General features: G+C 68.6%; 19 protein-coding genes. 14 read left to right on the top strand and 5 right to left on the bottom strand.

Translation table 11 applies throughout. The features are described 5' to 3' along the window. Positions 1-117: 117 nt before the first annotated feature. On the top strand, positions 118-1,491 hold the full coding sequence (locus EDF53_RS04725; protein ID WP_123292491.1) for a glucose-6-phosphate dehydrogenase: 1,374 nt from the start codon (positions 118-120) through the stop codon (positions 1,489-1,491). Between the two features lie 101 nt (positions 1,492-1,592). Here EDF53_RS04725 and EDF53_RS04730 read toward each other — a convergent pair whose 3' ends face one another. Together EDF53_RS04730 and EDF53_RS04735 are read right to left on the bottom strand one after the other, a co-directional pair. After that, positions 1,593-3,524 carry a glycoside hydrolase family 15 protein gene (locus tag EDF53_RS04730; protein ID WP_123292492.1) on the bottom strand — a complete coding sequence of 644 codons (1,932 nt, stop codon included), beginning with the start codon at positions 3,522-3,524 and terminating at the stop codon, positions 1,593-1,595. A gap of 122 nt (positions 3,525-3,646) precedes the next feature. Next, a complete protein-coding gene (locus tag EDF53_RS04735; RefSeq protein WP_111085765.1) occupies positions 3,647-4,711 on the bottom strand; it encodes an App1 family protein in 1,065 nt (354 codons plus the stop codon). 256 nt (positions 4,712-4,967) lie between these two features. Between EDF53_RS04735 and EDF53_RS19240 the strand changes: the two genes are divergently transcribed. The 13 genes from EDF53_RS19240 (at position 4,968) to EDF53_RS04800 (ending at position 21,068) form a co-directional block, all read left to right on the top strand. Then, positions 4,968-5,498 carry a TetR/AcrR family transcriptional regulator gene (locus EDF53_RS19240; RefSeq protein ID WP_248703474.1) on the top strand — a complete coding sequence of 177 codons (531 nt, stop codon included), beginning with the start codon at positions 4,968-4,970 and terminating at the stop codon, positions 5,496-5,498. Between the two features lie 215 nt (positions 5,499-5,713). Beyond that, positions 5,714-6,637, top strand: a complete 924-nt coding sequence (locus EDF53_RS04745; protein WP_123292493.1) for an ABC transporter ATP-binding protein — start codon at positions 5,714-5,716, stop codon at positions 6,635-6,637. Next, positions 6,634-7,350: an ABC transporter permease gene (locus tag EDF53_RS04750; protein WP_123292494.1), complete on the top strand. Its 717-nt coding sequence runs from the start codon at positions 6,634-6,636 to the stop codon at positions 7,348-7,350. Before EDF53_RS04745 ends, EDF53_RS04750 begins: the two co-directional genes overlap by 4 nt. After that, positions 7,347-8,075 carry an ABC transporter permease gene (locus EDF53_RS04755; RefSeq protein ID WP_123292495.1) on the top strand — a complete coding sequence of 243 codons (729 nt, stop codon included), beginning with the start codon at positions 7,347-7,349 and terminating at the stop codon, positions 8,073-8,075. Before EDF53_RS04750 ends, EDF53_RS04755 begins: the two co-directional genes overlap by 4 nt. Then, entirely contained in the window at positions 8,072-8,992 is a 921-nt protein-coding gene (locus tag EDF53_RS04760; RefSeq protein WP_123292496.1) for an ABC transporter substrate-binding protein, read from the top strand. The genes EDF53_RS04755 and EDF53_RS04760 overlap by 4 nt, the downstream gene beginning before the upstream one ends. Before the next feature lie 274 nt (positions 8,993-9,266). Continuing rightward, positions 9,267-10,679, top strand: a complete 1,413-nt coding sequence (locus tag EDF53_RS04765) for a cytochrome ubiquinol oxidase subunit I (RefSeq protein ID WP_123292497.1) — start codon at positions 9,267-9,269, stop codon at positions 10,677-10,679. Between the two features lies 1 nt (position 10,680). Next, positions 10,681-11,685 (top strand): cytochrome d ubiquinol oxidase subunit II, encoded by a 1,005-nt coding sequence (gene cydB / locus EDF53_RS04770; RefSeq protein WP_123292498.1) that lies wholly within the window; start codon positions 10,681-10,683, stop codon positions 11,683-11,685. A gap of 10 nt (positions 11,686-11,695) precedes the next feature. Continuing rightward, entirely contained in the window at positions 11,696-13,354 is a 1,659-nt protein-coding gene (gene cydD / locus EDF53_RS04775; RefSeq protein WP_123292499.1) for a thiol reductant ABC exporter subunit CydD, read from the top strand. Continuing rightward, the gene (gene cydC, locus EDF53_RS04780; RefSeq protein WP_123292500.1) at positions 13,351-15,057 is read left to right on the top strand and encodes a thiol reductant ABC exporter subunit CydC; all 1,707 of its coding nucleotides are present in this window, start codon (positions 13,351-13,353) and stop codon (positions 15,055-15,057) included. Before cydD ends, cydC begins: the two co-directional genes overlap by 4 nt. After that, positions 15,054-17,648: a leucine--tRNA ligase gene (gene leuS / locus EDF53_RS04785; RefSeq protein WP_395873174.1), complete on the top strand. Its 2,595-nt coding sequence runs from the start codon at positions 15,054-15,056 to the stop codon at positions 17,646-17,648. The genes cydC and leuS overlap by 4 nt, the downstream gene beginning before the upstream one ends. 161 nt (positions 17,649-17,809) lie before the next feature. Next, positions 17,810-18,595: a ComEA family DNA-binding protein gene (locus EDF53_RS04790; RefSeq protein ID WP_260215211.1), complete on the top strand. Its 786-nt coding sequence runs from the start codon at positions 17,810-17,812 to the stop codon at positions 18,593-18,595. Positions 18,596-18,604: 9 nt separating this feature from the next. Then, a complete protein-coding gene (locus tag EDF53_RS04795) occupies positions 18,605-19,483 on the top strand; it encodes a hypothetical protein (RefSeq protein ID WP_148058270.1) in 879 nt (292 codons plus the stop codon). A gap of 301 nt (positions 19,484-19,784) precedes the next feature. Beyond that, positions 19,785-21,068 carry a hypothetical protein gene (locus EDF53_RS04800; protein WP_185020947.1) on the top strand — a complete coding sequence of 428 codons (1,284 nt, stop codon included), beginning with the start codon at positions 19,785-19,787 and terminating at the stop codon, positions 21,066-21,068. A gap of 273 nt (positions 21,069-21,341) precedes the next feature. Here EDF53_RS04800 and EDF53_RS04805 read toward each other — a convergent pair whose 3' ends face one another. From EDF53_RS04805 to EDF53_RS04815, 3 genes are read right to left on the bottom strand one after another with little or no spacing between them, the layout of a single operon-like run. Further along, positions 21,342-22,832 (bottom strand): hypothetical protein, encoded by a 1,491-nt coding sequence (locus tag EDF53_RS04805; RefSeq protein ID WP_260215212.1) that lies wholly within the window; start codon positions 22,830-22,832, stop codon positions 21,342-21,344. Next, positions 22,825-24,006 carry a GIY-YIG nuclease family protein gene (locus EDF53_RS04810; protein ID WP_123292505.1) on the bottom strand — a complete coding sequence of 394 codons (1,182 nt, stop codon included), beginning with the start codon at positions 24,004-24,006 and terminating at the stop codon, positions 22,825-22,827. The genes EDF53_RS04805 and EDF53_RS04810 overlap by 8 nt, the downstream gene beginning before the upstream one ends. After that, positions 24,003-25,964, bottom strand: a complete 1,962-nt coding sequence (locus EDF53_RS04815) for a DEAD/DEAH box helicase (RefSeq protein WP_260215213.1) — start codon at positions 25,962-25,964, stop codon at positions 24,003-24,005. The genes EDF53_RS04810 and EDF53_RS04815 overlap by 4 nt, the downstream gene beginning before the upstream one ends. Between the last annotated feature and the right edge of the window lie 14 nt (positions 25,965-25,978).

A 25,978-nucleotide genomic window follows, 5' to 3' on the forward strand; every position in this document is an offset into this window, starting at 1 on the left:
ACCCGGCGCTGCACACCACAGCGCCCCACGATCTCCGGTCCCCGATCCGGAACAAACGGGCCCGCCCGCGGCTTGACTGGAGCGGACCTCCCACCACAGCGAAAGGAGTCACCTCAGGTGACCGACAAGCGCACCCTCATCATCTTCGGCGCGACGGGCGACCTCGCCTCCCGCCTGCTGCTGCCGGGCCTCGGCACGTTCCTGCAGAGCGGTCGAGCGGTTCCCGTCCAGCTCATCGGCACGGGCCGCAGCGCCCGGAGCGAGGAGCAGTGGAAGGACATCGTCACGAAGTCCTTCGCGTCGCAGGACGTCAAGGGACCCGAGGTCGACGCCACGCTCGCGTCGACCCAGTTCATCCAGGGCGACCCCACCGACCCGGAGCACCTCACGGCACTGCTCGACGCGGCTGAGGCCGAGCCGATCCTCTACTTCGCCCTGCCCCCGCAGATCGCCTCCGACATCTGCGAGGCACTGCAGCAGGTCGAGCTCCCCGCCGGCACCACCCTCGCCTTCGAGAAGCCGTTCGGCACCGACGTCGCGAGCGCCCAGGCCCTCAACGAGACCGTGCTGAAGCTGGTCCCGGAAGAGCGCGTGCACCGCACCGACCACTTCCTCGGACGCACCACGGTCCTGAACATCATCGGTCTGCGCTTCGCGAACCGCCTGTTCGAGCCGATCTGGAACGCCGACAACATCGAGAAGGTCGACGTCTTCTACGACGAGACCCTCGGTCTCGAGAACCGCGCCCAGTACTACGACGAGGCCGGCGCGATGGTCGACATGATCCAGTCGCACCTGCTGCAGATCCTCGGCATCGTGACGATGGACGCCCCGGCGGACATCGACGCGGTCGAGTTCCGCTCGTCCCTGGCCCGGGTGCTCCGTTCGACGCGGCTCAAGGGCGACGACGCGAAGATCGCGTCGCGCCGCGCCGTCTACACGGCCGGCACGATCGACGGCAAGGAGCTGCCGTCGTACCAGGACGAGGACGGCGTCGACAAGTCGCGGAGCACCGAGACGCTCGCCGAGATCTCGGTCGAGGTCGACACGGCCCGCTGGAAGGGCGTCCCGTTCACGCTGCGGTCCGGCAAGGCACTCGGCAACAGCCGGAAGGAGGTGCTGATCACCTTCAAGCCGGTCACGCGCCTGCCCTCCGGCCTGAGCGGTCGCCCGAAGGCGGACACGCTCCGCATCGTCCTGAACCCGGACGAGATCGAGCTGACCGTGTCGGCCAACGGCGGTGGCAACCCGTTCGAGATGGGCCAGGTCACCCTGTCGTCGTCGTTCAGCGACGGCGAGCTGACCCCCTACGGCGAGGTCCTGAACGGCATCTTCCACGACGACCCGCTGCTGTCGATCCGCGGCGACGTGGCCGAGCGCTGCTGGGAGATCGTCGAGCCGGTCGTCAAGGCCTGGAAGGCCGACGAGGTCCCGCTCGAGGAGTACCGCGCTGGTTCGCGCGGCCCGGCGGACTGGGAGTCGTCGTCCTGACGGACGTGACCGTCGCGCCCTGAACGGGCGGAACTGCGGACGGGAGGCACGGTGCCAGCTGGCACCGTGCCTCCCGTCCGTTCGTGGTCAGGACCACCGCGTCAGGCGGGGTTGCCGGCGCGCTCGCCCTCGCCGGTCCACGAGCGGGTGCCGCCGTCGTGCACGGGCAGCCGCGTGCGGTGCCCGGTCGACGCGCCCCGCGCCCGCGCGATCGCGTCCGACGCGGACACGAGCGTCAGGTGCGACAGCACCTGCGGGGTGTTGCCGACGTGGTGTCCGGTGGCGACGTCGATCTCCTCGGAGAGCATGCCGACGTCGTTCGCGTACCCGACGAGCACGTCCATGAGGCGCTCGGCGTCGTCGATCCGGCCCGATGCCGCGTACTGCTCGACGAGCCAGAACGAGCACGCCAGGAACGGGTGCTCCGCTCCGGCGAGCCCGTCGAACCCCGACGACGTCCGGTACCGCAGCACGAGCCCGTCGTCGCCGGTCGACAGGTCCTGCTCGATGGCGGCGACGGTGCCGGTCATGCGCGCGTCGTGGGCGGAGACGTACCCGATCTGCGGCAGGACGAGCAGGCTCGCGTCGACCTCGTCGGTGTCGTAGTGCTGCCGGTAGCTGCCGCGCGCAGCGTTCCAGCCGTGCTCCTCGATCTCGGCCCGGACCTGGTCGCGCAGGGTGCGCCAGCGGTCCACGGGCCCTTCGAGACCGAACTCCTCGACCGCGGCGACCCCACGGTCGAACGCGGCCCAGATCATCGCGCGCGAGTGCGTGAAGTGCCGTCGCGGGCCGCGCATCTCCCAGATGCCGTTGTCGGGCTCCTGCCAGTGCTCCTCGACGTAGCCGAGCAGGGCGCGCTGCAGGGCCCACGAGTCGGCGTTCTCCTCGACCCCGAGCTCGCGGGCGTCGTGCAGGGCGGCCAGGACCTCGCCGAAGACGTCGCCCTGGTACTGCGTGTACGCGCCGTTGCCGACCCGGACGGGCGTCGAGCCGGCGTACCCGGGCAGGTGCGGGAGCTCCCGTTCCGGCAGTTCGCGCTCCCCGGCGATGCCGTACATGATCTGCACGTCGGCGGGGTCGCCGGCGATGGCGCGGAGCAACCAGCCGCGCCAGTGTGCCGCCTCGTCGCGGTAGCCGTGCGCGATGAGCGAGGCGAGGGCGAGGGAGGCGTCACGGAGCCAGACGTAGCGGTAGTCCCAGTTGCGTTCCCCGCCCGGGTCCTCCGGCAGGCTCGTGGTCACGGCGGCCACCACGCCGCCGGTCTCGCCGTGGGTCATCGCGCGGAGCAGCAGGAGGGAGCGGCGGGCGGCGTCGGCGTAGCGACCCTCGGTGCGCGCCGTCGCCATCCAGTCCGTCCACCACGTCACGGTGCGGTGGAGCTCGGCGTCGACGTCGACGGGCTCCGGGGGCTCGCGGTGCGAGGGGTACCAGGTGAGGACGGTGTCGAGCACGTCACCGTCGTGGATCGTCGCGGTGGCCGTGTGCCGGTGGTCCGAGGCCCGGAAGCGGGGACCGCGCACGATGACCGACCCGGGGCCGGCGGTGGCGAGCAGTGCCGGGTCCTCATCGCCGCCGATCTGGCGCACCCACGGCAGCGCGAGGGCGTAGTCGAACCGGATCCGCAGGGTCTGCTGCACCTCGACCGAGCCGCTCAGGCCGCGGACACGCCGGACGATGGACGGGCGGTGGGCGCCGACGGGCATGAACTCGGTCACCTCGACGGCACCGTCCGCCGTGGTCCACACCGTCGACAGGACGAGGGTGTCGCCACGGTACTTCCGGTGCGCCGTCGCGGCGGGGTCGGTCGGTCGGAGCGTCCAGTGCCCGTGGCCCTCGGTGCCGAGCAGCGAGGCGAACGTGGCGGCGCTGTCGAACCGCGGCAGGCACGCCCAGTCGATCGTGCCGTCGCGACCGACGAGTGCGGCGGTCGAGGTGTCGCCGATGACGGCGTGGTCCTCGATCAGGTTCGGGGGAGTCGCGGGGGGCGCGGGTGCTCGCTCGGTGTCGGCGGTCCGGTCCGTGTCGGTGCTCATGCCCCGATCGAACACCCGGAGGCCGAGCGTCGTGGCCGCGCGGACGGGCCGCCGGCCCTCTGGCGGCCGTGTGCCGTCGGCCGTCTGGCGGCAGTGTGCCGTCGGTGTGCCTGAAGCCTCGCTCAGGCCGGGTCGGAGGCGTCCGCCTCGGCGAGCCCGACCCGCGCGAGTTCGGACCAGAGCCCGGCACCGTCGGGCGCGTAGACCCACGGCGCCGAGGTGTCGCGGGAGCGTTCCTGCGCCCGGGAGCGTCCGCCGGCCAGGACCGCCTCGCTCGTGGACAGCTGTCGGATGGCGACGCCCGCGACGTTCTCCGGGTGCTCGCGGGCGAACTCGCCGTACAGCGACTCGTCGTGCTGGCCGTCGTCGCCGACGAGCAGCCACTGCACGTCCGGGAAGTCCTTCGCAAGGCGCCGCAGGTTCTGCTGCTTGTGCAGCTGTCCGCTCCGGAAGAACCGGTCGTGCGTGGGGCCCCAGTCGGTGAGCAGGAGCGTGCCGGACGGGTACATGTTGCGGGTCAGGAAGCGCTGCAGGGTCGGCGCGACGTTCCAGGCACCGGTGGACAGGTACACGGTCGGGGAGCCGGGGTGCTGCGCCTGCACGCGTTCGTACAGCACGGACATGCCCGGCACGGGGCGGCGGGCGTGCTCGGTGAGGACGAAGGAGTTCCACGCCGCCAGCATCGGACGGGGGAGCGAGGTCACCATGACGGTGTCGTCGATGTCGGACAGCAGCCCGAAGCGGGTGTCGGGGTGCACGACGAACACGTCCGCCTCGACGTCGCGCCCGCCGCCGGCCGACAACCGGACGGTGCGCCAGCCCGGCTCGAGGTCGATCGGCACGATGGTGTCGACGACCCCGCCACGGTCGGTCTCGACGACGTGCGAGACCCCACCGGCGGTGACGGTGACCTCGGCGTGGTCGACCGCGACGCTCGTGAAGCTCTTCCACCCGCGGACACCGGCGTACGAGACGTCGGAGGCGAGGCCACGGCGGGTCAGCAGCACGCGGCAGAGGATGCGGACCCATCCGGGAGCGCCGTAGCCGGTGTAGGGGACGACGGTCGGGACCAGGCCACGGCTTCGGGCGCGGTGCTCGCGGAACTCCTGGACGGCGTCCTCGATGCGGGCCGCGCGGTGCAGGAGCGGCTCGGCCAACGACGGCTCGTGGGGCGTCGGGTCGGGCATCGCCCCATCATCCCATGCAGGACCCGGAAGTCCACGTCCCGCGGCACCTGTGGTGAGTCGCAGCCATGTTCCAGCCGGTCTCTGCGAAAATCGTCCTCGTCACACCAACGAACCGCGCTGGAGCGCAAGAGGAGAACACGTGCTCGTCACCGAGGTAACGAACGCTCTGCCGGGGGGATCATCACTGCTCAGGAACGAGCCGGTCCAAGCCCGCAGTTCGGCGCGCCTCGCGGGTCTGCTCGACGCTGCTGCCGCGGTGATCGACGAGATCGGGTTCGAGCGACTCACGACCGCGATGGTCGCCGAGCGGGCCGGAGCGTCCATCGGCACCGTCTACCGCTACTTCCCGGACCGCATCGCCGTGGTCGACGCCCTCGCCATCCGCTGCACGCAGCGGCTCGCCGCGCGCTTCGTCGCGGCGCTCGACGCGAGCGGCGCGGAGACCTGGCAGCAGGCCTGCGACGCGCTGATCGACGAGACCGCCGAGCTGTACCGCACCGAGCCCGGCTTCCGCGCGATCCGCTTCGGCGACACCGCGGACACCGGCACCGGTGACGCCGAGGACCGCATGGGAGCGCTCGGCGCCGCCGTCGGGCAGATCATGCGCGACCGGTTCGGGCTGCCCGACAACGAGCGCATCGCACGTGCCTGGGTGGTGCTGGCCGAGTCCGGCCACGCCGTGCTGGCGCGGGCCCACCGCGACCGCGAGCACCCCGACACGGCGCTCATCGCCGAGTACCGCACGATGAGCCGTGCCCACATGGAGTCCGTGGTCGCCGCCGGCTGACCGCCGCGGGGTCCCGCACCCATCCGACGACGCCCGTGCTTCCGAACAGGAGGCGCGGGCGTCGTCGTCCGCGCTGGTTCCGTCGTGCGCTCGGTCCGGTTCACGGCGGTGCGCACCTGTCCGGGACGCGCCGCGTGCCGGAACGGGTGAACCGCTGTCGGACCCGACGGGTACTCTCATCCGGAGTCGGGCTACCTCCGAACAGAAGGGCACCCATGATCGAGTTCCGCTCGGTACGAAAGACCTACCCGGACGGCACCACCGCGGTCGACGACTTCGACCTCGTGATCCCGTCCCGGACCACCACCGTCTTCGTCGGCTCCAGCGGCTGCGGCAAGACGACGCTGCTCCGGATGATCAACCGCATGGTCGACCCCACCTCGGGTTCCGTGCAGATCGACGGATCCGACGTCTCCGGCGTCGACCCCGTGAAGCTCCGGCGGAGCATCGGGTACGTCATGCAGAACTCCGGTCTGCTGCCGCACCGCAAGGTCGTCGACAACATCGCGACCGTTCCCCTGCTCACCGGGGTGTCGAAGGCCGACGCCCGCACGCGTGCGCTCGAGCTCATGGACACCGTGGGACTCGACCGGGCGTTCGCCGACCGGTACCCGTCCCAGCTGTCCGGCGGGCAGCAGCAGCGCGTCGGTGTGGCCCGCGGCCTCGCCGTCGACCCGAACATCCTGCTCATGGACGAGCCCTTCGGCGCCGTCGACCCGCTGGTCCGCAACGACCTGCAGGACGAGCTCATCCGCCTGCAGCGTGAACTCGGCAAGACCGTCGTGTTCGTGACGCACGACATCGACGAGGCGTTCAAGCTCGGCGACCAGGTCGTCATCCTGAAGAAGGGCGGCGAGATCGCCCAGCAGGGCACGCCGTCCGAGATCCTGGCCGAGCCGGCGGACGACTTCGTCGCGAACTTCATCGGCGTCGGCCGTGGGCGTCGGTCGCTGCGCGTCGAGCACACCCCCACGGGCCCCATCGTCGTGGACGGCGACGGGCGTGCAGCCGGTGTCCTCACCGGACCGGTCAACGTCGTCGACGCCGCCGCAGCGGTGCAGGCCGACCCCGCATCGAACCAGGCCGGAGCGTCGCTCGACGCCCCGGGTGCTCCGGCGCAGGGTGAGGGCACGCGGTGAAGTGGGTCCTCGCGAACCTCGACACGATCCGTGACGCCACGGTCGCGCACCTGGCCATCGCCATCCCGCCGATCATCATCGCGTTCCTGCTGTCCATCCCCATCGGCTGGCTCGTCGTCCGACTCCAGCGCCCCGGCGGATCGCGGTTTGCCTCGGGTGTCGGCAGCGGCATCGTGACGTTCGCCGGTCTGCTTTACGCGATCCCGTCCCTGGCGCTGTTCGTGGCACTGCCCGGCATCATCGGCACCGGGCTGCAGAGCCCGGTCAACGTCGTGATCGGGTTGACCCTGTACGGCCTCGCGCTCATGGTCCGGTCGACCGTCGACGGGCTCACCTCGGTGGACTCGGGGACGAAGTCGGCCTCGACCGCGATGGGGTACTCGTCGGCGCAGCGCTTCTTCCGCGTCGAACTACCGTTGGCCGGGCCGGTGCTGCTCGCCGGGCTGCGGGTGGTCTCGGTGTCCACGATCTCGCTGACGACCGTCGGCGCCGTCCTCGGCATCCAGAGCCTCGGCTCGCTGTTCACGGACGGCCTCGGCCGCGGGATCTACGAGGAGATCATCTCCGGCATCGTCATGGTCCTCGTCCTGGCGTTCGTGCTCGACGGGATCCTGGTGCTGCTCGGCCGGATCGTCATGCCGTGGACCCGGACGACCTCGGTGTCGCGCCGCCGGACCCGCCGTGTCCTGCAAGCAGCGGAGGTCGCCTCGTGATCATCGGACAGGCCTTGGCCTGGGTCTTCGACCCCACCAACTACTCCGGGTACAACGCGATCCCCGGCCGCCTCTGGGAACACATCTGGATCACGCTGCTCGCCGTGGTGATCGCCTCGGTGATCGCCGTGCCGATCGGGTACGCCATCGGCCACACGCGCCGCGCACGGGGCTTCTCGATCGCCGTGTCCGGCGGGATCCGCGCACTGCCGACGCTCGGCGTGCTCTCCCTGTTCGGACTCCTGCTCGGCATCGGCCTGCAGGCTCCGCTCCTGGCGCTCGTCGTGCTCGCCATCCCCTCGGTGCTGGCCGGTGCGTACTCGGGCATCGAGTCGGTCGAACCCGTGACCGTCGACGCCGCCAAGGCCCAGGGCATGACGGGCTGGCAGATCCTGTGGAAGGTCGAGGTCCCGCTCGGCCTGCCCCTGCTGATCGGCGGCTTCCGCGCAGCCGTGCTGCAGGTCGTGGCCACGGCGACGCTCGCCGCGTACGTCGGCGCCGGCGGCCTCGGCGGCTACTTCTTCCTCGGTCTGAAGACCCAGGACTACGCCGAGATGCTCGGCGCCTCCATCCTCGTGATCGCACTCGCGATCGCGTTCGAGATCGTGTTCGCCGTGCTGCAGCGGGCGTCGGTGCCCAAGGGCACCGCCGACCCGTCGGCCCGGCAGCGCCAGGGATCGCGCGAGCGAGCCCGCAATCCCATCCCGGAAGGAAATCCATCGTGATCACAGCAAAGATCCGTGCGGGCGTCGCAGCAGCGCTCGCACTGGGCGTCGTCGCCGCCCTGACCGGCTGCGCGTCGAGCGACCCGCTCGACAGCGGCTCCAGCGCGTCGTCCGACTCCAAGACGATCGTCGTCGGCTCGCAGCAGTACTACTCGAACGAGATCATCGCCGAGCTGTACGCACAGGTCCTCGAGAAGAACGGCTTCGAGGTCAAGCGCAACTTCAACATCGGGCAGCGCGAGGTCTACATCCCGCAGCTCGAGAAGGGCGCGATCGACGTCATGCCCGAGTACAGCGGCAACCTGCTGCAGTACTTCGACAAGAAGTCCGACGCGAAGACCGCGGACGAGATCGACAAGGGCCTCGAGACGGCGCTGCCGAAGGGCCTCCGGGTCCTCGACGAGGCCGAGGCGACCGACCAGGACAGCTACACCGTTACGAAGAAGTTCTCCGAGGACAACGACGTGACGAGCCTGGCCGACCTGAAGGACGTCACGTCGAAGCTCACCGTCGGCGCGAACTCCGAGTTCCAGACCCGTCCGTACGGTCCGAAGGGCCTGAAGTCGGTCTACGGCGTCGACGTCGACTTCAAGGCGGTCGAGGACTCCGGCGGGGCCCTGACGGTCAAGGCGCTGAAGGACGGCACCGTCCAGCTCGCCGACATCTACAGCGCCGACCCGAGCATCAAGGCGAACGACTTCGTCACGCTCGAGGACCCGGAGAACCTGATCCTGCCGCAGAACGTCATCCCCGTCGTCTCCGACAAGGTGAACGACAAGGCCGCGGACGCGATCGACTCGGTCAACGAGAAGCTGACGCCCGAGGCCCTGATCGAGCTCAACACCAAGAGCACGGCGGACAAGGAGAAGGCGTCCACCATCGCCAAGGAGTTCCTGACCGACGAGGGCCTGCTGTAACAGCAGTCCTCGTGCGTTAGACGACAGGCGTCGGGCAAATGCCCGGCGCCTGTCGTCGTTCGGCGGAGCGCGAATCGGCACATCCGTGCCGCACGGTTGTGCCGTGCAACACCCTTGCACGTTCGTGCACAGAACATTTCTACAAGTTGTCGAAGTCGGTGGTGACGCGGTACCGTTGAAGAGTCCCAACGGCTGTGACATCTGATGTATCCGTTCCACAGGAAGACACTGACGTGCACCGACTGCGCGCGGCGACCCGACTGGGAAGTGCCGCATGACCGATCTCCTCGACCCGCTCATCCTGTCGCGGTGGCAGTTCGGTCTGACGACCATCTACCACTTCCTCTTCGTCCCGCTGACGATCGGCATGGCCGCCGTGGTGGCCGTGTTCCAGACCGCCTGGTACCGGACCGGTCGCGCGCACTACCTGCAGCTGACCCGGTTCTTCGGACGCATCTTCCTGATCAACTTCGCGATGGGCGTCGTGACGGGCATCGTGCAGGAGTTCCAGTTCGGCATGAACTGGTCGAACTACTCGCGCTTCGTCGGTGACGTCTTCGGCGCCCCGCTCGCGCTCGAGGGGATCCTGGCCTTCTTCTTCGAAGCCGCGTTCATCGGCGTCTGGATCTTCGGCTGGGACCGCTTGCCGAAGGGACTGCACCTGGCGAGCATCTGGTGCGTCAGTGCCGGCACGATCATGTCGGCGTACTTCATCATCGCCGCGAACGCGTTCATGCAGCACCCGGTCGGCTTCTCGATGAACGAGGCCAAGGGGCGCGCGGAGCTCACCGACATCTGGGCGGTCCTCGGCAACAAGGTCGCCCTGGCCGCCTTCCCGCACACGTTGTTCGCCTGCTTCATGGTCGCCGCAGCAGTGATCATCTCGGTCGCCGCCTACCACCTGGCGCGGAACCAGAACCTCGAGACGATGATGCCGGCGCTCAAGTTCGGCATGTGGACCATGGTGGCGGCGGGCGCGCTGACGGTGCTCACCGGCGACCAGCTCGGCCTGACCATGGTCGACACCCAGCCGATGAAGATGGCCGCAGCGGAAGCGCTGTACAACACGGCGACCGGCAAGGACGCCTCGTTCTCGATCTTCACGCTCGGCACCCCCGACGGCGTGCACGAACTGTTCTCGATCCGGGTGCCCTACCTGCTGTCGTTCCTGTCCACGCACACCTTCAACGGCACGGTCGAGGGCATCAACGACCTGCAGGCGCAGTACACCCAGGTGTACGGGCCCGGCGACTACAAGCCGATCATCTGGGTGACCTACTGGTCGTTCCGCTGGATGATCGCGCTCGGCGTCGGTGCGGTCATGGTGTCCCTCGCCGGCCTCTGGCTGACCCGCAAGGGCCGGTTCCCGACGAAGCGCTGGATCTGGCGCGTCGCCACCTGGACCGTCCCGCTCCCGATGGCCGCGATGATCGTCGGCTGGATCTTCACCGAGATGGGTCGCCAGCCGTGGCTCGTGTTCGGGTTGCTCAAGACCAGCGACGGCGTCTCGCCGAACGTGACCGGGCTCGAGGTCCTCATCTCGCTCGTCGTGTTCACCGTGATCTACGGCTCGCTGGCGGTGGTCGAGTTCAAGCTCATCAAGAAGGTCGCGCAAGAGGGCCCTGCCGCTCCGGCAGAGGTCGACGAGGAGACCGGCGAGGTCAAGCACGAAGTGACGGTGTACTGAGATGGATCTGCCTGTCCTCTGGTTCGCGATCGTCGGCGTGTTCTTCGTCGGTTACTTCGTCCTCGACGGCTTCGACTTCGGGGTCGGCATGTCCCTGCCCTTCCTGGGCAAGGACGACACCGACCGTCGGGTGCTCATCAACACGATCGGCCCGGTCTGGGACCTCAACGAGACGTGGGTCATCGTCGCCGGCGCCTGCTTGTTCGCGGCGTTCCCCGAGTGGTACGCCACGATGTTCTCCGGGTTCTACCTGGCGCTGCTCCTCATCCTCGCGGCGCTGATCCTGCGCGGTGTCTCGTTCGAGTACCGGCACCAGAACAAGCACCTCGAGTGGAAGCGTCGCTTCGACCTGATGATCATCGTCGGCTCCGCCCTGCCGTCGTTCCTCTGGGGCGTCGCGTTCGGCAACGTCGTCCGCGGGATCCCGATGGACTCCGGGCACAACTACACGGGCACGCTCTTCGACCTCCTCAACCCGTTCGCGCTCCTGACCGGCGTGGCGACGCTGCTGGTGTTCTTCACGCACGGCGTCGTGTTCGTGGCGCTGAAGACCGAGGGCGAGATCCGCGAGCGCGCGAAGCGCCTGGCGACCCGGGCAGGCATCCTGACGATCGTCGTCGGCGCCGCGTTCCTGGTCTGGATGGCGTTCGTCCGGGCGACCCCTGCCTCGCTCGTGCTCTCGGTGGTCGCGGCACTCGCGCTCGTCCTGGCCGTGCTGTGCAACGCCTGGGGCAAGGAGGGCCGGGCGTTCACGCTCATGGCCGTCACCATCGCCGCGATCGTGCTCGCCATGTTCACGGCGATCTTCCCGGACGTCATGCCCGCCACCAACGACCCGGCGAACAGCCTGAACGTGTACAACGCCTCGAGCGGTTCGTACACGCTGACGGTGATGAGCTGGGTGGCGCTGATCTTCGTGCCCCTCGTGTTCGCGTACCAGGCCTGGACGTACTGGGTGTTCCGCAAGCGTGTCTCGCGGACCCAGGTCACCCAGGCCGCGCACTAGGCAGGCGACGGTGAAGCCGCTCGACCCGCGACTCCTGCGCCTGTCGCGGACGGCGCGCGGCTTCATCGTCGCGGCCGCCGGCACCGGCGTCCTCCGCACGGTCGCGACCATCGCGATCGCGTGGGGGATCGCCGCCGCCGTGACCCTCGGCATCGACGCGGTCCAGGACGGCCGTGCCCCGAGCGCCTTCGGGCAGGCGCTCGCGCTGCTGGGCGGCGCGTTCGTGCTCCGTGCCGTGGCGGCCTGGGCGACCGACGACCTGGCGGCCCGCGCCGCGGCGAAGGTGAAGAGCGAGATGCGCACCACGGTGCTCGCCCGCGCCGCCGAGCGGGGTCCGTCCTGGCTGGCGGGCCGGTCGAGCGCGGGGTTCGCCACCACCCTCGGGCCGGGCCTCGACGCGCTCGACGCCTACTTCGGTCGCTACCTGCCGCAGCTCGCACTCACCGCGATCGCCACACCGCTGCTGCTGGTCGCGATCGGCCTCGGTGACCTGACGAGCGGGCTGATCATCCTGTTCGCCCTGCCGGTCATCCCGGTGTTCATGATCCTGATCGGACTCGCGACCCAGTCGTTGCAGCGGAAGCAGTCCGATGCCCTCGCCAAGCTCGGCGGTGCCTTCCTCGAGGCCGTCGAGGGCCTGGCCACCCTCAAGGTGTTCGGTCGCGCCCGGCGCCAGGTCGGCCGCATCGGCGCCGTCACGGACGAGTACCGTCGCGGCACGCTCGGGGTGCTCCGGCTGTCGTTCGTCAGCGGGTTCGCGCTCGAGCTCGCCGCGAGCCTGTCCGTCGCCCTCGTCGCGGTGTCGATCGGCATCCGGCTGGTCGACGGCTCGCTCGGGCTCGGCGCCGCGATGTTCGTCCTGGTGCTCGCCCCCGAGGCGTTCGCCCCCATCCGCCAGGTCGGCGCGGACTTCCACGCCGCCCAGGACGGCGTCGAGGCATCGGCAGCGGTCCTCGACGTCCTCGACGACGACACGGAGCCCGCGCCGCACCACGACACGGACCGCGCGGCGACCGCTCCGGCTGCCGCGGCGCTGGCCGTGCACGGTCTGACCGTCCGCCGGCCCGACGTGGTGATCGGCCCGCTCGACCTGCACGCCGACCCCGGCACCGTCGTCGTGCTCGCCGGTCCGAGCGGCTCGGGCAAGTCGAGCGTCATCGCCGCACTCCGCGGCGTCCTGCCGCACGACGGCACCGTGGTCGTCCCCGGCGCCGCCGGTACGACCGCCGCCGGCCGCACCACCTGGGCCGACCAGCGACCCCGCCTCGTGCGCGGGACCGTCGCCGAGAACGTCGCGCTCAGCGCGACCCCCGACGCCGTGGACGTCCAGACCGCGTTGCGCGACGCGGGGCTGGGGGTCGACCCGGGCCTCCCGATCGGCGCCGGCGGCAGCGGACTGTCCGGCGGCCAGGCGCAGCGCGTCGCCGTCGCGCGGGCGCTGTACCGCGCCCGCCGCGTCGGCACGCCGTTGGTCCTGCTCGACGAACCGACGTCGGCGCTCGACGCCGAGGCCGAGGCCCACGTCGTCGCCGCGATCCGCGGCCTGGCGGCCGACGGCGCGGTCGTCGTGGTGGCCAGCCACCGACCGGCGGTCGTGGCCGCGGCCGACGTCCGGGTCGACATCGGCACCGGTGGGTCGGTCACCGTCCGGACGGGGGTGCGCGCATGAGCCGGCAGCGGGTGCTGTCCCGGGAGGCCCGTGGAGCGTCCGTCCTGCGGCTCGCGATGCCGCACGGGTCGGGTTGGGCGAAGGCGGTCGCCGCCGGCGCGCTCAGTGCGGTCTGCGCCGTGGCGCTCCTCGCCGCGAGCGGCTACCTCATCACCCGTGCCGCGGAGCACCCGCCGATCCTCTACCTGACCCTCGTGATGGTCGGCGTGCGGGCGTTCGCACTCGGGCGTGCGGCGCTGCGCTACGTCGACCGGCTCGCCGGGCACGACGCGTCCTTCCGGCAGCTCGCGGTGGTGCGCACCGAGATGTACCGGCGGCTCGCCTCGGTCGCACCGGCAGGGCTCGGCAGCACCGGCCGTGGCGACCTGATGACCCGCCTGGTCACCGACACCGACCGGCTGCAGGACCTGCCCATCCGCGTCGTCGGGCCGCTGGTGTCCGCCGGGGTCGTCGCCCTGCTGTCCGTCGTCGCGGTGGCGATCGTGTCGGTGCCGGCCGCCCTCGTGCTCCTGCTCGGCCTGGCGGTCGCGGCGCTGCTTGGGTCGGTCGTGACACGGTCGATCGCCGAGCGCTCCGACCGTGAGACCGCGGCGGACCGTGGTCGGGTCGCCGACCTCGTGCTCGACACCGTGCGGACGCTCGACGTGTTCGCGGCCTACGGCACCCTCGAAGAGCGGCTGGCGCACATCGCCCGTCTCGACGCCGGCGTCACCCGTGCGGTGCGCCGCCGTGGCACGGTCGAGGCGCTCGTCGGTGCCCTGGTCGGGCTGGTCGGCGGCGGCGCGGTCATCGGGATCCTGGCCGTCGGTGCGCCCGCCGTGGTGTCCGGGGCGCTCGACGGACCGCTCTGGGCACTGACCGTGTTCGTGCCGCTCGCCCTGTTCGAGGTCGTCGGCGGGGTCCCGCTCGCCGTCCTCACGCTGCGCCGGGTGCGCGCCGCCGCCGAGCGGGTCGAGCAGGTCGTCCCGGCACGGGTGCCCGCGGGCATCGTGCCCGAACCCGAGCAGGACGCCGACCCGGCCGAACTGGCGGTGTCCGGTCCGGTCACCGTGGCGGTGCGCGACCTGACCGTGCAGTGGCCCGGAGCCACGACGCCGGCGGTCGACGGGGTCTCGCTCGACCTGCACCCCGGCGAGGTCGTCGTGCTCGAAGGGCCGAGCGGCGCGGGGAAGTCCACCCTCGTCGACGCGCTCGTCCGGTTCGTCGACCACCAGGGCTCGTACACGCTCGACGGGGTCTCGGCGAAGGACATGCACCCCGACGCCGTCCGTGCCCGCATCGGGCTCATCGAGCAGGACCCGTTCGTGTTCGACCAGTCCGTCCGACAGAACCTGCTGTTCGCCCGCGAGACCGCGACCGACGACGAGCTGCTCGCCGTGCTCGACCGGGTCGGCCTCGGCGAGTGGGTCGGACGTCGCGGCGGGCTCGATGCGTCGGTGGGGGAGCGCGGTGGCCTCGTCTCCGGCGGACAGGCGCACCGGCTCGCCCTGGCGCGCGCGCTCCTGCACGCGTTCCCGGTGCTCGTGCTCGACGAACCCACGGCCGACATCGACCCGGACCTCGGCGACGCCGTCCTGCACGACCTCGTCACGACGGCCCGCGCAGCGGGACGGACGGTCGTGATCGTGTCGCACGTGCCGGTCCGGGCGGACCTGGTCGACCGCACCCTGCGGATGGCCGCCGGCCGCCTGCTCGTCGGATGACCCGACAGGCGGACGCTGGACGGGCCTCCCGGCTTGTATCGTTGACGTCCGTGACCACCGAGCAGCACGCCGAGGACCCGAACGCCTACGACTTCCGTCGTATCCAGGAGAAGTGGCAGCCCCGCTGGGAAGAGCTCGGGCTCTTCACCACCGACCTGGACGACACGCGTCCGCGCAAGTACATCCTCGAGATGTTCCCGTACCCGTCCGGCGACCTCCACATGGGGCACGCCGAGAACTGGGCCCTCGGCGACTTCGTGGCGCGCTACTGGCGCCAGCAGGGCTTCAACGTCCTGCACCCCATCGGCTGGGACTCCTTCGGCCTGCCCGCCGAGAACGCCGCGATCAAGCGCGGGGTGGACCCGAAGGACTGGACCTACGCGAACATCGCGCAGCAGAAGGCGTCCTTCAAGCGCTACGCGCCGTCGTTCGACTGGAGCACCGAGATCCACACCTCGGACCCCGAGTACTACAAGTGGAACCAGTGGCTGTTCCTGAAGATGTACGAGAAGGGCCTGGCGTACCGCAAGGACAGCTGGGTCAACTGGGACCCGGTGGACCAGACCGTGCTCGCGAACGAGCAGGTCCTGCCCGACGGCACCTCGGACCGCTCCGGCGCCGTCGTCGTCAAGAAGAAGCTCACGCAGTGGTACTTCAAGATCACGGAGTACGCCGACCGCCTGCTCGACGACCTCAACCAGCTCGAGGGACGGTGGCCCGCCAAGGTCATCGCGCAGCAGCGCAACTGGATCGGCCGGTCGGTCGGCGCCGACGTCGACTTCGTCATCGAGGGCCGTGACGAGCCCGTCACGGTGTTCACGACGCGCCCCGACACGATCCACGGCGTGACGTTCCTGGTCGTCGCACCGGACTCGGACCTGGCCGCGTCGCTCGTCGCTTCTGCGTCCTCCTCCGTCCGTGCGGACTTCGATGCCTACCTCGTCGCCACGCAGAAGACGTCGGAGATCGACCGGCAGAACGCGGACCGCCCGAAGACCGGTGTGCCGCTCGGCCGCTTCGCGATCCACCCGCTGACGGGGGAGCGCCTGCCGATCTGGGCCGCCGACTACGTGCTGGCCGACTACGGTCACGGCGCCGTCATGGCCGTCCCGGCGCACGACCAGCGCGACCTCGACTTCGCCCGGGCGTTCGACCTGCCCGTGAAGGTCGTCGTCGACACCAACGCCGCGGTCACCGGAGCGATCCCGGTGATCACCGAGGACACCGAGCTGCCCGACCTCAACCCCACCACGACGGGCGAGGCGCTGACGGGTCAGGGCCGGATGATGAACTCCGGCCCCCTCGACGGCATGTCGAAGCAGCACGCGATCACCGCCGCGATCTCCCTGCTCGAGGAGCGCGGGACCGGTCGCGCCGCCAAGACCTACCGCCTGCGCGACTGGCTCATCTCGCGCCAGCGCTTCTGGGGCACGCCGATCCCGATCATCCACGGCGCCGACGGCAGCGAGCACCCCGTGCCGCTGGACCAGCTGCCGGTGCGGCTGCCCGAAACCGAGGGGCTCGACCTCAAGCCCAAGGGCACCTCGCCGCTCGGCGGAGCGACCGACTGGGTCAACGTCCCGAACCCCGTCGACGGGACGCCCGCGCTCCGTGACACCGACACGATGGACACCTTCGTCGACTCGTCGTGGTACTTCCTGCGCTTCCTGGCGGCGAACGACGACACCCAGGCGTTCGACCCCGCCGTCGCTCGCAAGTGGGCGCCGGTCGACCAGTACATCGGCGGCATCGAGCACGCGATCCTGCACCTGCTGTACGCGCGCTTCGTCACCAAGGTGCTCTTCGACCTCGGTTACCTCGACTTCACCGAGCCGTTCTCGGCACTGCTCAACCAGGGCATGGTGCTGTCCGGCGGCTCGAAGATGTCGAAGTCCAAGGGCGGCGTCTCGCTCGGTGACGAGCTCGACGCGAACGGCGTCGACGCGATCCGCCTGGTGATGGGCTTCGCCGGCCCGCCCGAGGACGACATCAACTGGGAGGACGTCTCGCCGTCCGCCTCGGCACGCTTCCTGGCCCGCGCCTACCGCCTGGCGACCGACGTCACGTCGACCCCCGACGTCGTCTGGGCCGAGGGTGACCGCGCCCTGCGCCAGGTGACGCACCGGTTCCTGGCCGATGCGCCGGGCCTGATGGAGTCGTTCAAGTTCAACGTCGTGATCGCCCGGCTCATGGACCTGGTCAACGTGACCCGCAAGGCGATCGACAGCGGCCCCGGTGCCGCCGACCCCGCCGTGCGCGAAGCCGTCGAGACCGTCACGCTCGGCCTCGCCGTGTTCGCGCCGTACACCGGCGAGGAGATGTGGGAGCAGCTCGGGTACGAGGCCACCGTCGCGCTGCACGGTTGGCGGAAGGCCGACCCGACGCTGCTGGTGCAGGAGACCCTCACCGCCGTCGTGCAGGTCAACGGCAAGGTGCGCGACTCGTTCGAGGTGTCGAAGTCGATCGAGCCGTCCGAGCTCGAGGCACTCGCCCGTGCCTCAGCGAACGTGCAGCGGTACATCGGTGACCGCGAGATCGTGAAGGTCATCGTGCGGGCGCCGAAGCTCGTGAACATCGCCATCAAGGGGTAGCCCTCGGGCGGCGCGGCCGTCCACGGGGTGGGCGTCTGGCCGTCCACAGGGTGGGCGTCCGACGCACCTGTCCACAGACCAGCACTCCGGAGCCCGGCCGATCGGCCGGGCTCCGTAGCGTTCGGGGCATGTCGTCGCCCTCGTCACCGGACCCTCGGTCAGTGGACGGCGCGCCCTCGTCGGGACGCGTGCTCTGGTTGCGCCTGGTGCTGTCGCCGCGGGCCGCGGTGGTGCTGGCCGGGGTCGTCGTGGCGGTGGCGCTCGTGGTGGTCCTGGTCGGGTCGCTGACGGGCCGTGGTGGTGCAGGGGCGGGCGGGGTCGTCGTCAGTGGTGCGCCGACCGCCGGCGCGCCGACTGCCGGGGTGCCGACCGCCGGTGCGCCCATCGCTGGCGCGCCGACCGCTGGGTCGTCGACCGCCGGTCCTGCATCCGGTGGGGAAACAGCTGCCACTGGTGGGGCGCGTGTGGTGGTGCACGTGCTCGGGGCAGTCGAGCGCGACGGCGTGGTGCGCCTGCCGCCGTCGAGCCGGGTCACCGACGCGATCGAGCGGGCCGGCGGCGCGACGGCGGACGCGGACCTGGACCGACTCAACCTGGCACGGGTCCTGACCGACGGCGAGCGGCTGTACGTGCCGCGCGTGGGCGAGGACGAGGTGCCAGCGGCGCTCGATCCGGTCGACGGCGGTGCGGCCGCGGCGGGCAGTAGCGGGGACGGCAGTACGGGTGCCGCGGGCGCCTCGGGAACCGGCGCCGACTCGGTCGTCGACCTGAACAGCGCCGACCAGGCTGCGCTCGAGACCCTGCCCGGCATCGGCCCGGGGTTGGCTGGCCGGATCCTCGCCTGGCGCGACGAACACGGCCGGTTCACCGCGGTCGAGGACCTGCTCGACGTCAGCGGCATCGGCGACGTCCGGTTCGCGGAGCTGCGTGACCGCGTGCGGGTCTGAGTCGTGCCCGTGCAGCTGCGACCCAGTGCGACGGACCTGCGGGTGGCGGTGCCGGTGGCGATCGCCTGGATCGTGACGACCGTGCTCGTCGGGGGACCGGCGGCAGCGCCCGTGGTCGGGATCGTGGCCGCCGTGCTGGCAGTGCTGGCCGTGCTGGCCGTGCTCGCCGGTGGGAGTGCGATCGTCGCGGGTCGTCGTTGCTCGGGCCGTCGCCGCCGCACCGTGACCGCCGGTGCCGGCCTGGTGCTCGTCGCGGCGGCGCTGACCGCGTTGCTCGCGGTGTCAGTCACCGTGGGTGAGACCCGACGAACGCCGGAGGTGCTCCGGGCACTCGCCTCCGCGTCGGGCACCGTGCCGTTCGACGCAGTCCTGTCGCGCGACCTGGGCCCGGGCGACCGCTCCGTGCTCGCGACGCTCGAGCGTGCCGCCACGGAGCGTGCGCTCCGGGTACCGGTCCGGCTCGTCCCGCCGGGCGACGGTGCGCTCGTTCCACCGGGTGACGATCACGACCGCGTGCTGGCCGCGGGCACGCTGGTGACCGGCACCGGGACGATCGAGGCCGACGTCCCCGGTTCCGCGACCGCGTTCGTGCTGTTCCTCCGGGGTGTGCCCGCCACCGAGCCACCCGGGGGACTGCTCGGAGCCACCGACACCGCGCGCCGGGCATTCGTCCGTGCGACGGCGGACCTGCCCGAGCCCGGGGCTGCGCTCCTGCGTGGCCTGGCGATCGGCGACCGGTCCGGCCTCGACGCCGCGACCGAGGCAGCGATGGAGACCTCGGCACTGACCCACCTGACCGCGGTGTCCGGGGAGACAGTACGGAACAGAGGTGGGTCCCGCAACTCGGACAAGTGCGATCACAAGCGAGGACGCGTGAGCGAAGCCTAAGCTGGTGAAGCTACCCGCAACCCGAGGCTCCACCTGGTGGAATCACAGCTGGTCCCGACTCTCGGCCGTCGACCAACTTGGGCACTTGAAGCCTCAGCCCGCCCGGCAGCCGTGCGGACGACTGGCGCGCTCTTCCATGCCAAGTCGTCCGGCGGAGGCAGGACTCCTCGGTCGGCTGCGTGAGCGCATCCTCGCCAGCCGTAGTTAGGGCGTCTGCTTCCCTGGGCGGATTACCGGACTCGGACTTTCGCACGTGCACGACTTGAGCGGTGAGGCGCGCTTGGGGCGGGGAATGGTGCGAATGCTTCCCGACAGCCCCTTCTCTGCGAATAGGCTGAGGAGGACCGCAAGCACGACGACAGGACGCCGTTTGAATAGCAACCCGTTCGCGTCTCGACTCGAGGAGCGAAACGACTGGCTTAACGCCATCGACGCCGAACTTCATCGCCTGCGGGTCGAACTCGACTGGTACGAGCAGTTCGACCGGCTCGCCGTGATGCGGAAGGCCGCTGATGCCGAGGCGGCGGCGAAACAGGGGTCGCTCGCTGTCTCGAGCTTGGAGGCTGCACTCGTTGTCACGTCGAGGGACTACTACCGAGCTCGTGATGCTGCAAAGATCGGCATCAAACTGCTCCGTGTCTTCGATGCGAGTCGGCGCGCAGCAGCCGAAGAGCGTGATGCGCTCCTCAAGAAGCTCGGCACGGACAGGAACGCTCTGGCTGAGGCGACAGCGGCACGTGACGAATTGCTCGAGCGATCGGTGACATACCGGAGCGACCTTCAGCGTTTCAGTGCTTGCGAACCGCGCGAGGTGAATGCCGCCATCGGCCGGCTTGAAGCGGAAAGGGCCGAGCACGACGCCGAGTTCAACCGGCTGACGGCAGCGTCTGCGGCGCTGGACTCGACGCTTGCGGAACCGCTCAAGGCGCTGAGCGAAGCTCAACAAGAACTTTCGGCCCGACAGGAAAAGCGTAAGCGAGCCCAAGAAATCGAACGGCGATTCGCGGCAGCTGACACCTCTCGAGACCGGGCGATACTTCACGAGGAAGCCAGACGATACCTCGGCGTCGACAGCCCCAGAGCGTTCCTCCGTGATAGTGGAAGCTCCGTTGCATCGCTCGAGCGTGCGGTCGCGAAGAGGCAACGGCGCGTAGCCACGGAGGTCCGCCGCGCACTCGTCGCGTACGACGCGAGAGCGATCGTCATCGACGGCAGCAACCTTTGCCATGACGGGCAGTCCTTTGTCGGCCTCGAGCCACTGAAAGCGATCGTCCCGACCCTGGCCGGGAGATACGACGTGACGGTCATTTTCGACGCCACCATCGAGAGGACATTCGCCGCATCAACGCTCCGGAAGCAATTGGCCGACGTAAGGGTGCATGTCGCGCCGGACAAGCAGGCGGCGGATGAGTCGATTCTTGACGCTGCAACCGCCCCGAGGACGTACGTCATCAGCGGCGATAAGTACGGGGACTTTGAGGACAAGCCGGCGGTACGCGACGGACGCGTTCTACGGCCGGAGATCCTTGGTAACAGGGTTACCATCCGCGATCTTGGAATGGTGAACATTGCATTCCGCCGCTGAAAGGTTCGGAGCCTCTTCGGGTGGGCGCGCCTGTCCAGGTCTCGCCTCCCTTGAGCTTGGGCGTAGCCGGATGAGGTCTTCCGCGAAGGCGCTGCTGGTCGAGTCGAGAGCGTCGCCCCCGCAAGCGGAGGGAGGGCTTAATTTGCCTTCGCGTCGCAACCGTGCCTGAAGTAGATCCGTGGCCTCCAGGTTGCGGTAACTATCGTCGATCCAGCGAGCTAGTCGACACCCGTGCCCCAGGTGTTTCCCGTTGGTAGTTGTTGAGGAGGGCAGTCAGACTGTTGAAGCCGACTTCTTCGGCGAAGCATCGATAATCACAACTTCCATCGTATCCGGCTTATTTAGTCCGAGGTCGAGGACCGCCTCTTTCGTCCTCTCGATCTCTCCGGACGTGTATGCAATGACGACGAAGACGGCTGAATCGGTGTCATTCGCCTTCTTGTAGACCTCGACCTGATTCGCCATATTGCGCTTGAGTGAACTGCTTTTTGCAAGTTTGAATTCTATCAGGCTGCTGTCGAGTCCTGCTGAGACTTTGAAATCGACCGGTCCTCGACCATTGTTGACCTCGCGGTTGACGTCGAATCTGGATTTCTGCAGCAAGAGCCCGAAGAACAGCTGAACATCCTGCTCGCTCGATAGGCCCTTGTTGTCGCCTTTGTTTAGTAGGCGCCACCCGTCCTTGTCCTCGATGTAGCGCTTAAACGTTTCGACCGCCTGCCGTGCCTCCTGGGTGGACGTCCAACGCTTCTCGTAAAGATCCGTTTTCTGCGCAATGTCGCGAGCAGCTCTCTGCACCTGATCGCGCAGCAGCATTTGCGTGGAGTCTACCTTCTCGCGGCTCTTGGAGACGGCATCATCGCCGGTGTCTTCCTTGAGCTTGATGTAGCAATCGACCAGTTCGGGGAAGTAGCGCAACGCGAGCAGTCGCGCCTCACGCTGTTCCTTGTCCGACGACGTACTGGTCAGCCGCTGCCCGAGGTAGTTGTTGACGTCGGCCCTGAGTTGGGCGTTCTCCACCGCGTCAAGCACGGTGTCGAACGAGCGCTCCATGTCCGGTCTGTTGATCCACGTGTCGTCCTTGGTGAGGAGATCCACCGGAGTCAGAATGACGAAGTCGCCGTCGGTGAATGGAAGGTCGTAGACTTGAGAGGCCCACGTCTGGGTGATGTAGTTGAACTTGGCCCGCGCGACCGGCACCTTCCGCCGGTCGCCTTCGGCAAGGTGCTTTACCGCGAAATTGCTCGTATAACGCAGCAGGAAATGCTTGATCAGGTTCGTCGTCAAATCCGAGATAGTGTCCCGGCCAACTCCACCGCTGACTAGCGCGAGCTTCTCAACGTGGCTGGAATCGGTAATCGGCTCATTGCCGATGTTACGGAGAAGACCGCCGAGCGCACCATGGAGGGCGACAGCAAACTTCTTGCCGAGGCCGTGACCGGCGTTACCTCCGACGGTGAAACCGAGCCAATTTTGCCGCACCTCGCTGAACGTGTACCAGCTCCTGATGCGGCCGGGGCTCAATGGTTCATGCGCATGGTCCCGCAGGAATCGGAGGTAGTCCACAATCTGCTCGTGCAGCGCGCGGTACTCATCCCTGTCGCTGTTGAATAGTAGGAACGGGTCGATGAACACAGGAAGGTCTGTGACAACGGAGATGTCGAAGGCGCCCCACTCCTCGAGCACCCGCGGGTCGACCCTGAAGCGGTCGCTGAAGTAAATCCCGGCGGGATCAGCTGTCCAAGCCACGCGCTGCTCAGCCACGCTCGACCAATCTTCGTTTCGCCTTGTCGTAAACGTGGTCGACGATTTCGCCTGACATGATCATGGCGACGGCTTGATTGATGACGTTGCGGGGCACGACGAACCACTCGGACGGGTCGTAGTCGCGCCCCTTCCGGTCGATTTGAGTGAGATCGAGGCGAGCGTCGGCGAACACCCGGTGCAGCAAAGCCTCCAACGCCGACGCCTTGACGTTGTACACCCGGTAATCTGCGACGATTTTGACCGGAGCCATCAGATACGTCGGCGACGTCGACGCGCCCTTCAGGCGCTGCTCGACTGTAGTGGTCGAAAAGCCGATCTTGTGCAAGTTCTCGGTGTTCGCGATCAGCGGATCGGCGCTCATCGACTGCAGCACGTAGATGTGTCCGCTCTCGATGTCTGCTTCGAGAATGTCGCTCGCGTCATGCCCTGTGCGTGCAAGCACCTGCCCCTGGGCTTCGTACATACGAGTCTGGAGACTCTTGTCGTACATGGCGGACTCGGTGCCGTTTTCGAACACCAGCCGCAGGCGCTGCTTCTTGCGCGATTCGCCGCCGATCACCAGATCGACCTTCTCGCCGACCTCGGCGACAAAGCACATGACGCCGTTGAGTACGAAGAACACGCCCTCGCGGATCAGGTCCATGCCCGTGAACGGCTTGAGCACGAAGATGCCGTCCCGCAGTTCGGCGTGCTTCGCCTTGAACAGAGGCTCGAACTGCTCGAAATCCTTCGACTTCACGCGCTGGGCCACGGACTCGGCCGACTCGGGGCGCTTGATCACCGGCAGGCCGGACACGTCGAGGATCCCGGAGTCATCGCCCAGCAGCTCGTCGAGATCGTCGCTTTCCAGCAGGTCGTCGATGGATGCCGGCGCTTCAGGTGCTTCCAACAGCCCGAACTCATCGAGGTGCTTGACCGCCTCTGCCTTCGCCTCGTTGGCCAGGAACCCGTCCAGGCGCGCGCCGAGCTTGCGCTCGGCGATGTCGCGCGTCTGCGAGCTGGGAAGCCGTCCCTCGGTCCGCCGGAACTCGACGATCTCCAGGAACGCCCGCTCGAGGCGGTCTGACGAGGTGAGCTTCTTCGGCTTCTCGGGAGCGGTCAGCAGCTCGTCGTCGAGGATGTCGTCGAGGCTCAGCGGCGCTTCGGGCTCGACGGTCTCGTTCTCGTTCATTCGACCACCGTTTCCGTCGCGGCCTTCTCCGCCTCGCGCTGCTGCTTCAGCTTCTGCAGGAACAGCAGCGCTGCCGCCATGCGCTTCTCCGTCGGGTCGTCCGAGCGCAGATCAGGGCGCTTGCCGTTGACCTGCACCCAGGTCTTGATCTTCGGGTACAGCGCCAGTGCTTCCTCCTCGGAGAACTCGATCTTCGTCGACGTGATCGTGTCCTGGATCAGGCGCAGCACCGAGGGCGTGACCGACTTCGACAGCACCTCGAACGCCCGCTGGAACGGGTTCACCGAGTCGATGAGGTTAATGTTCAGCTCATCGATGTTCACGAACTTCTCGGCCATCTTGATGAAGCGCTTGTCGCCGACCTCGCGGACCTCGCCGTTCTTGACCACCGAGTCCACGATGACCTGCTGGCGCACCTCCTCGACCTGCTCCTCGGTCAGGTCCGGGTACTTCTCCCGGATGATCTTCGGGATCAGCACCTTGTTCGTCGTCTCGGCGTCGACGGAGCCCGCGGCGGCCCTGGCGAACGTGTCGTCCTGCAATATCGTCGCCTTCAGGTCGTTCAGGTCAGTCGTGACGATCTGCTTCACGCGGTCGCTCGAGGGCTCCTTGAATCCCTTGATCTTCAGCTCGCCCTTCTTCGCAGGCTCGTCGTCGTCGAACTTCTTCGTCTTGAAGTTGAAGTTCGGAGCGAGTACCTGCTCCATGAGCAGCGAGGCCGTAATCGCCTTCAGCATGTTGTTCACAGACACCTTCACCTCGCCCTGCGAGGCGTCCGGCTCGGCGATCAGGTTCGTGAACTGAGCGTGCGACTTGCCGGGGCTGTCACGAGTCACGCGCCCGATGATCTGGATCACCTCTGTGAGTGACGCCCGGTAGCCGACCGTCAGTGCGTGCTCGGCGAAGGGCCAGTCGAAGCCTTCCTTCGCCATGCCCAGCGCGAGGATGATGTCGACGCCGTCACGCTCCTTCGACGCGGTGTGGGACAGGTAGTGCAGTGTGTCGCCGCGCTTCCGTAGGTCGGTGTCGTCGACGAGGTCCGCGACTCTTAGGAGCTCCCCGGTGTCCGCGCGGCGCACGCTGATGATCCCTGTATCTGGATCCGTCGACTCGACGTGTCCGATCGCGTCGAAAATTCGGCCGACTTCATCGATCTTGTCCTTCGTGGACTCGCCCGAGTTCACGCTCGGGATGTGCACGATGGTCTTCTTGTCGAGTTCGAGTACTTGATCGATCGCGTCCGTGTATCGGCCCTGGTAGAAGTGGTGCCCGATGCCCAGCGAGTGCAAGAACTCGTAGCCGTTGAGCTGATCGTAGTAGTTGAAGGTCACCGGCGTGAACTTCGCCTCGTCTTCGGCGGAGAGCACCGGCACCGAGTCGCCGCGGAAGTACGAACCCGTCATCGCAACGATGTGCGCGTCCGAGGCGTTCATCACGTCGCGCAGTAGCGCACCCAGCCGCGACGTTTCCGTGTCTGCCGACACGTGGTGGAACTCGTCGATGGCCAGTACCGTACCGTTGAACGACCCCGGGGCCAGCTTCTCGAAGGCGAAGCGCAGCGTCGCGTGCGTGCACACGAGCACCGCGTCCGGGCCCTCGAGAAAGTCGATGAATGCGTCGACCTTCCCCGCCGACGAGCCCGCGTCGCACAGGTTGTGCTCGTCCTTGATTTCCCAGTCCGCCCAGAAGCCGTGCTTCGTCAGGGCCGTCGAAGCGAATGATGCGCCGATGGACCGCTCCGGTACCGCGACGATGACCTTCCTGCGGCCCTGGTTGTAGAGCTTGTCGAGTGCCACGAACATCAAGGCGCGCGACTTGCCCGACGCCGGCGGGGCCTTGACGAGCAAGTGCTGGGCATCGCGGTGCTGGAAGACGCGCTGCTGCATCTCGCGCATGCCCAGCGAGTCGGTGTTCACCGACGCCTTCGTCTGCGCGTACGTGACGTCAACGACGTTCACAGGCTTGTTGATCG

It is taken from the genome of Curtobacterium sp. PhB78, assembly GCF_003751685.1.
Classification (GTDB): domain Bacteria; phylum Actinomycetota; class Actinomycetes; order Actinomycetales; family Microbacteriaceae; genus Curtobacterium.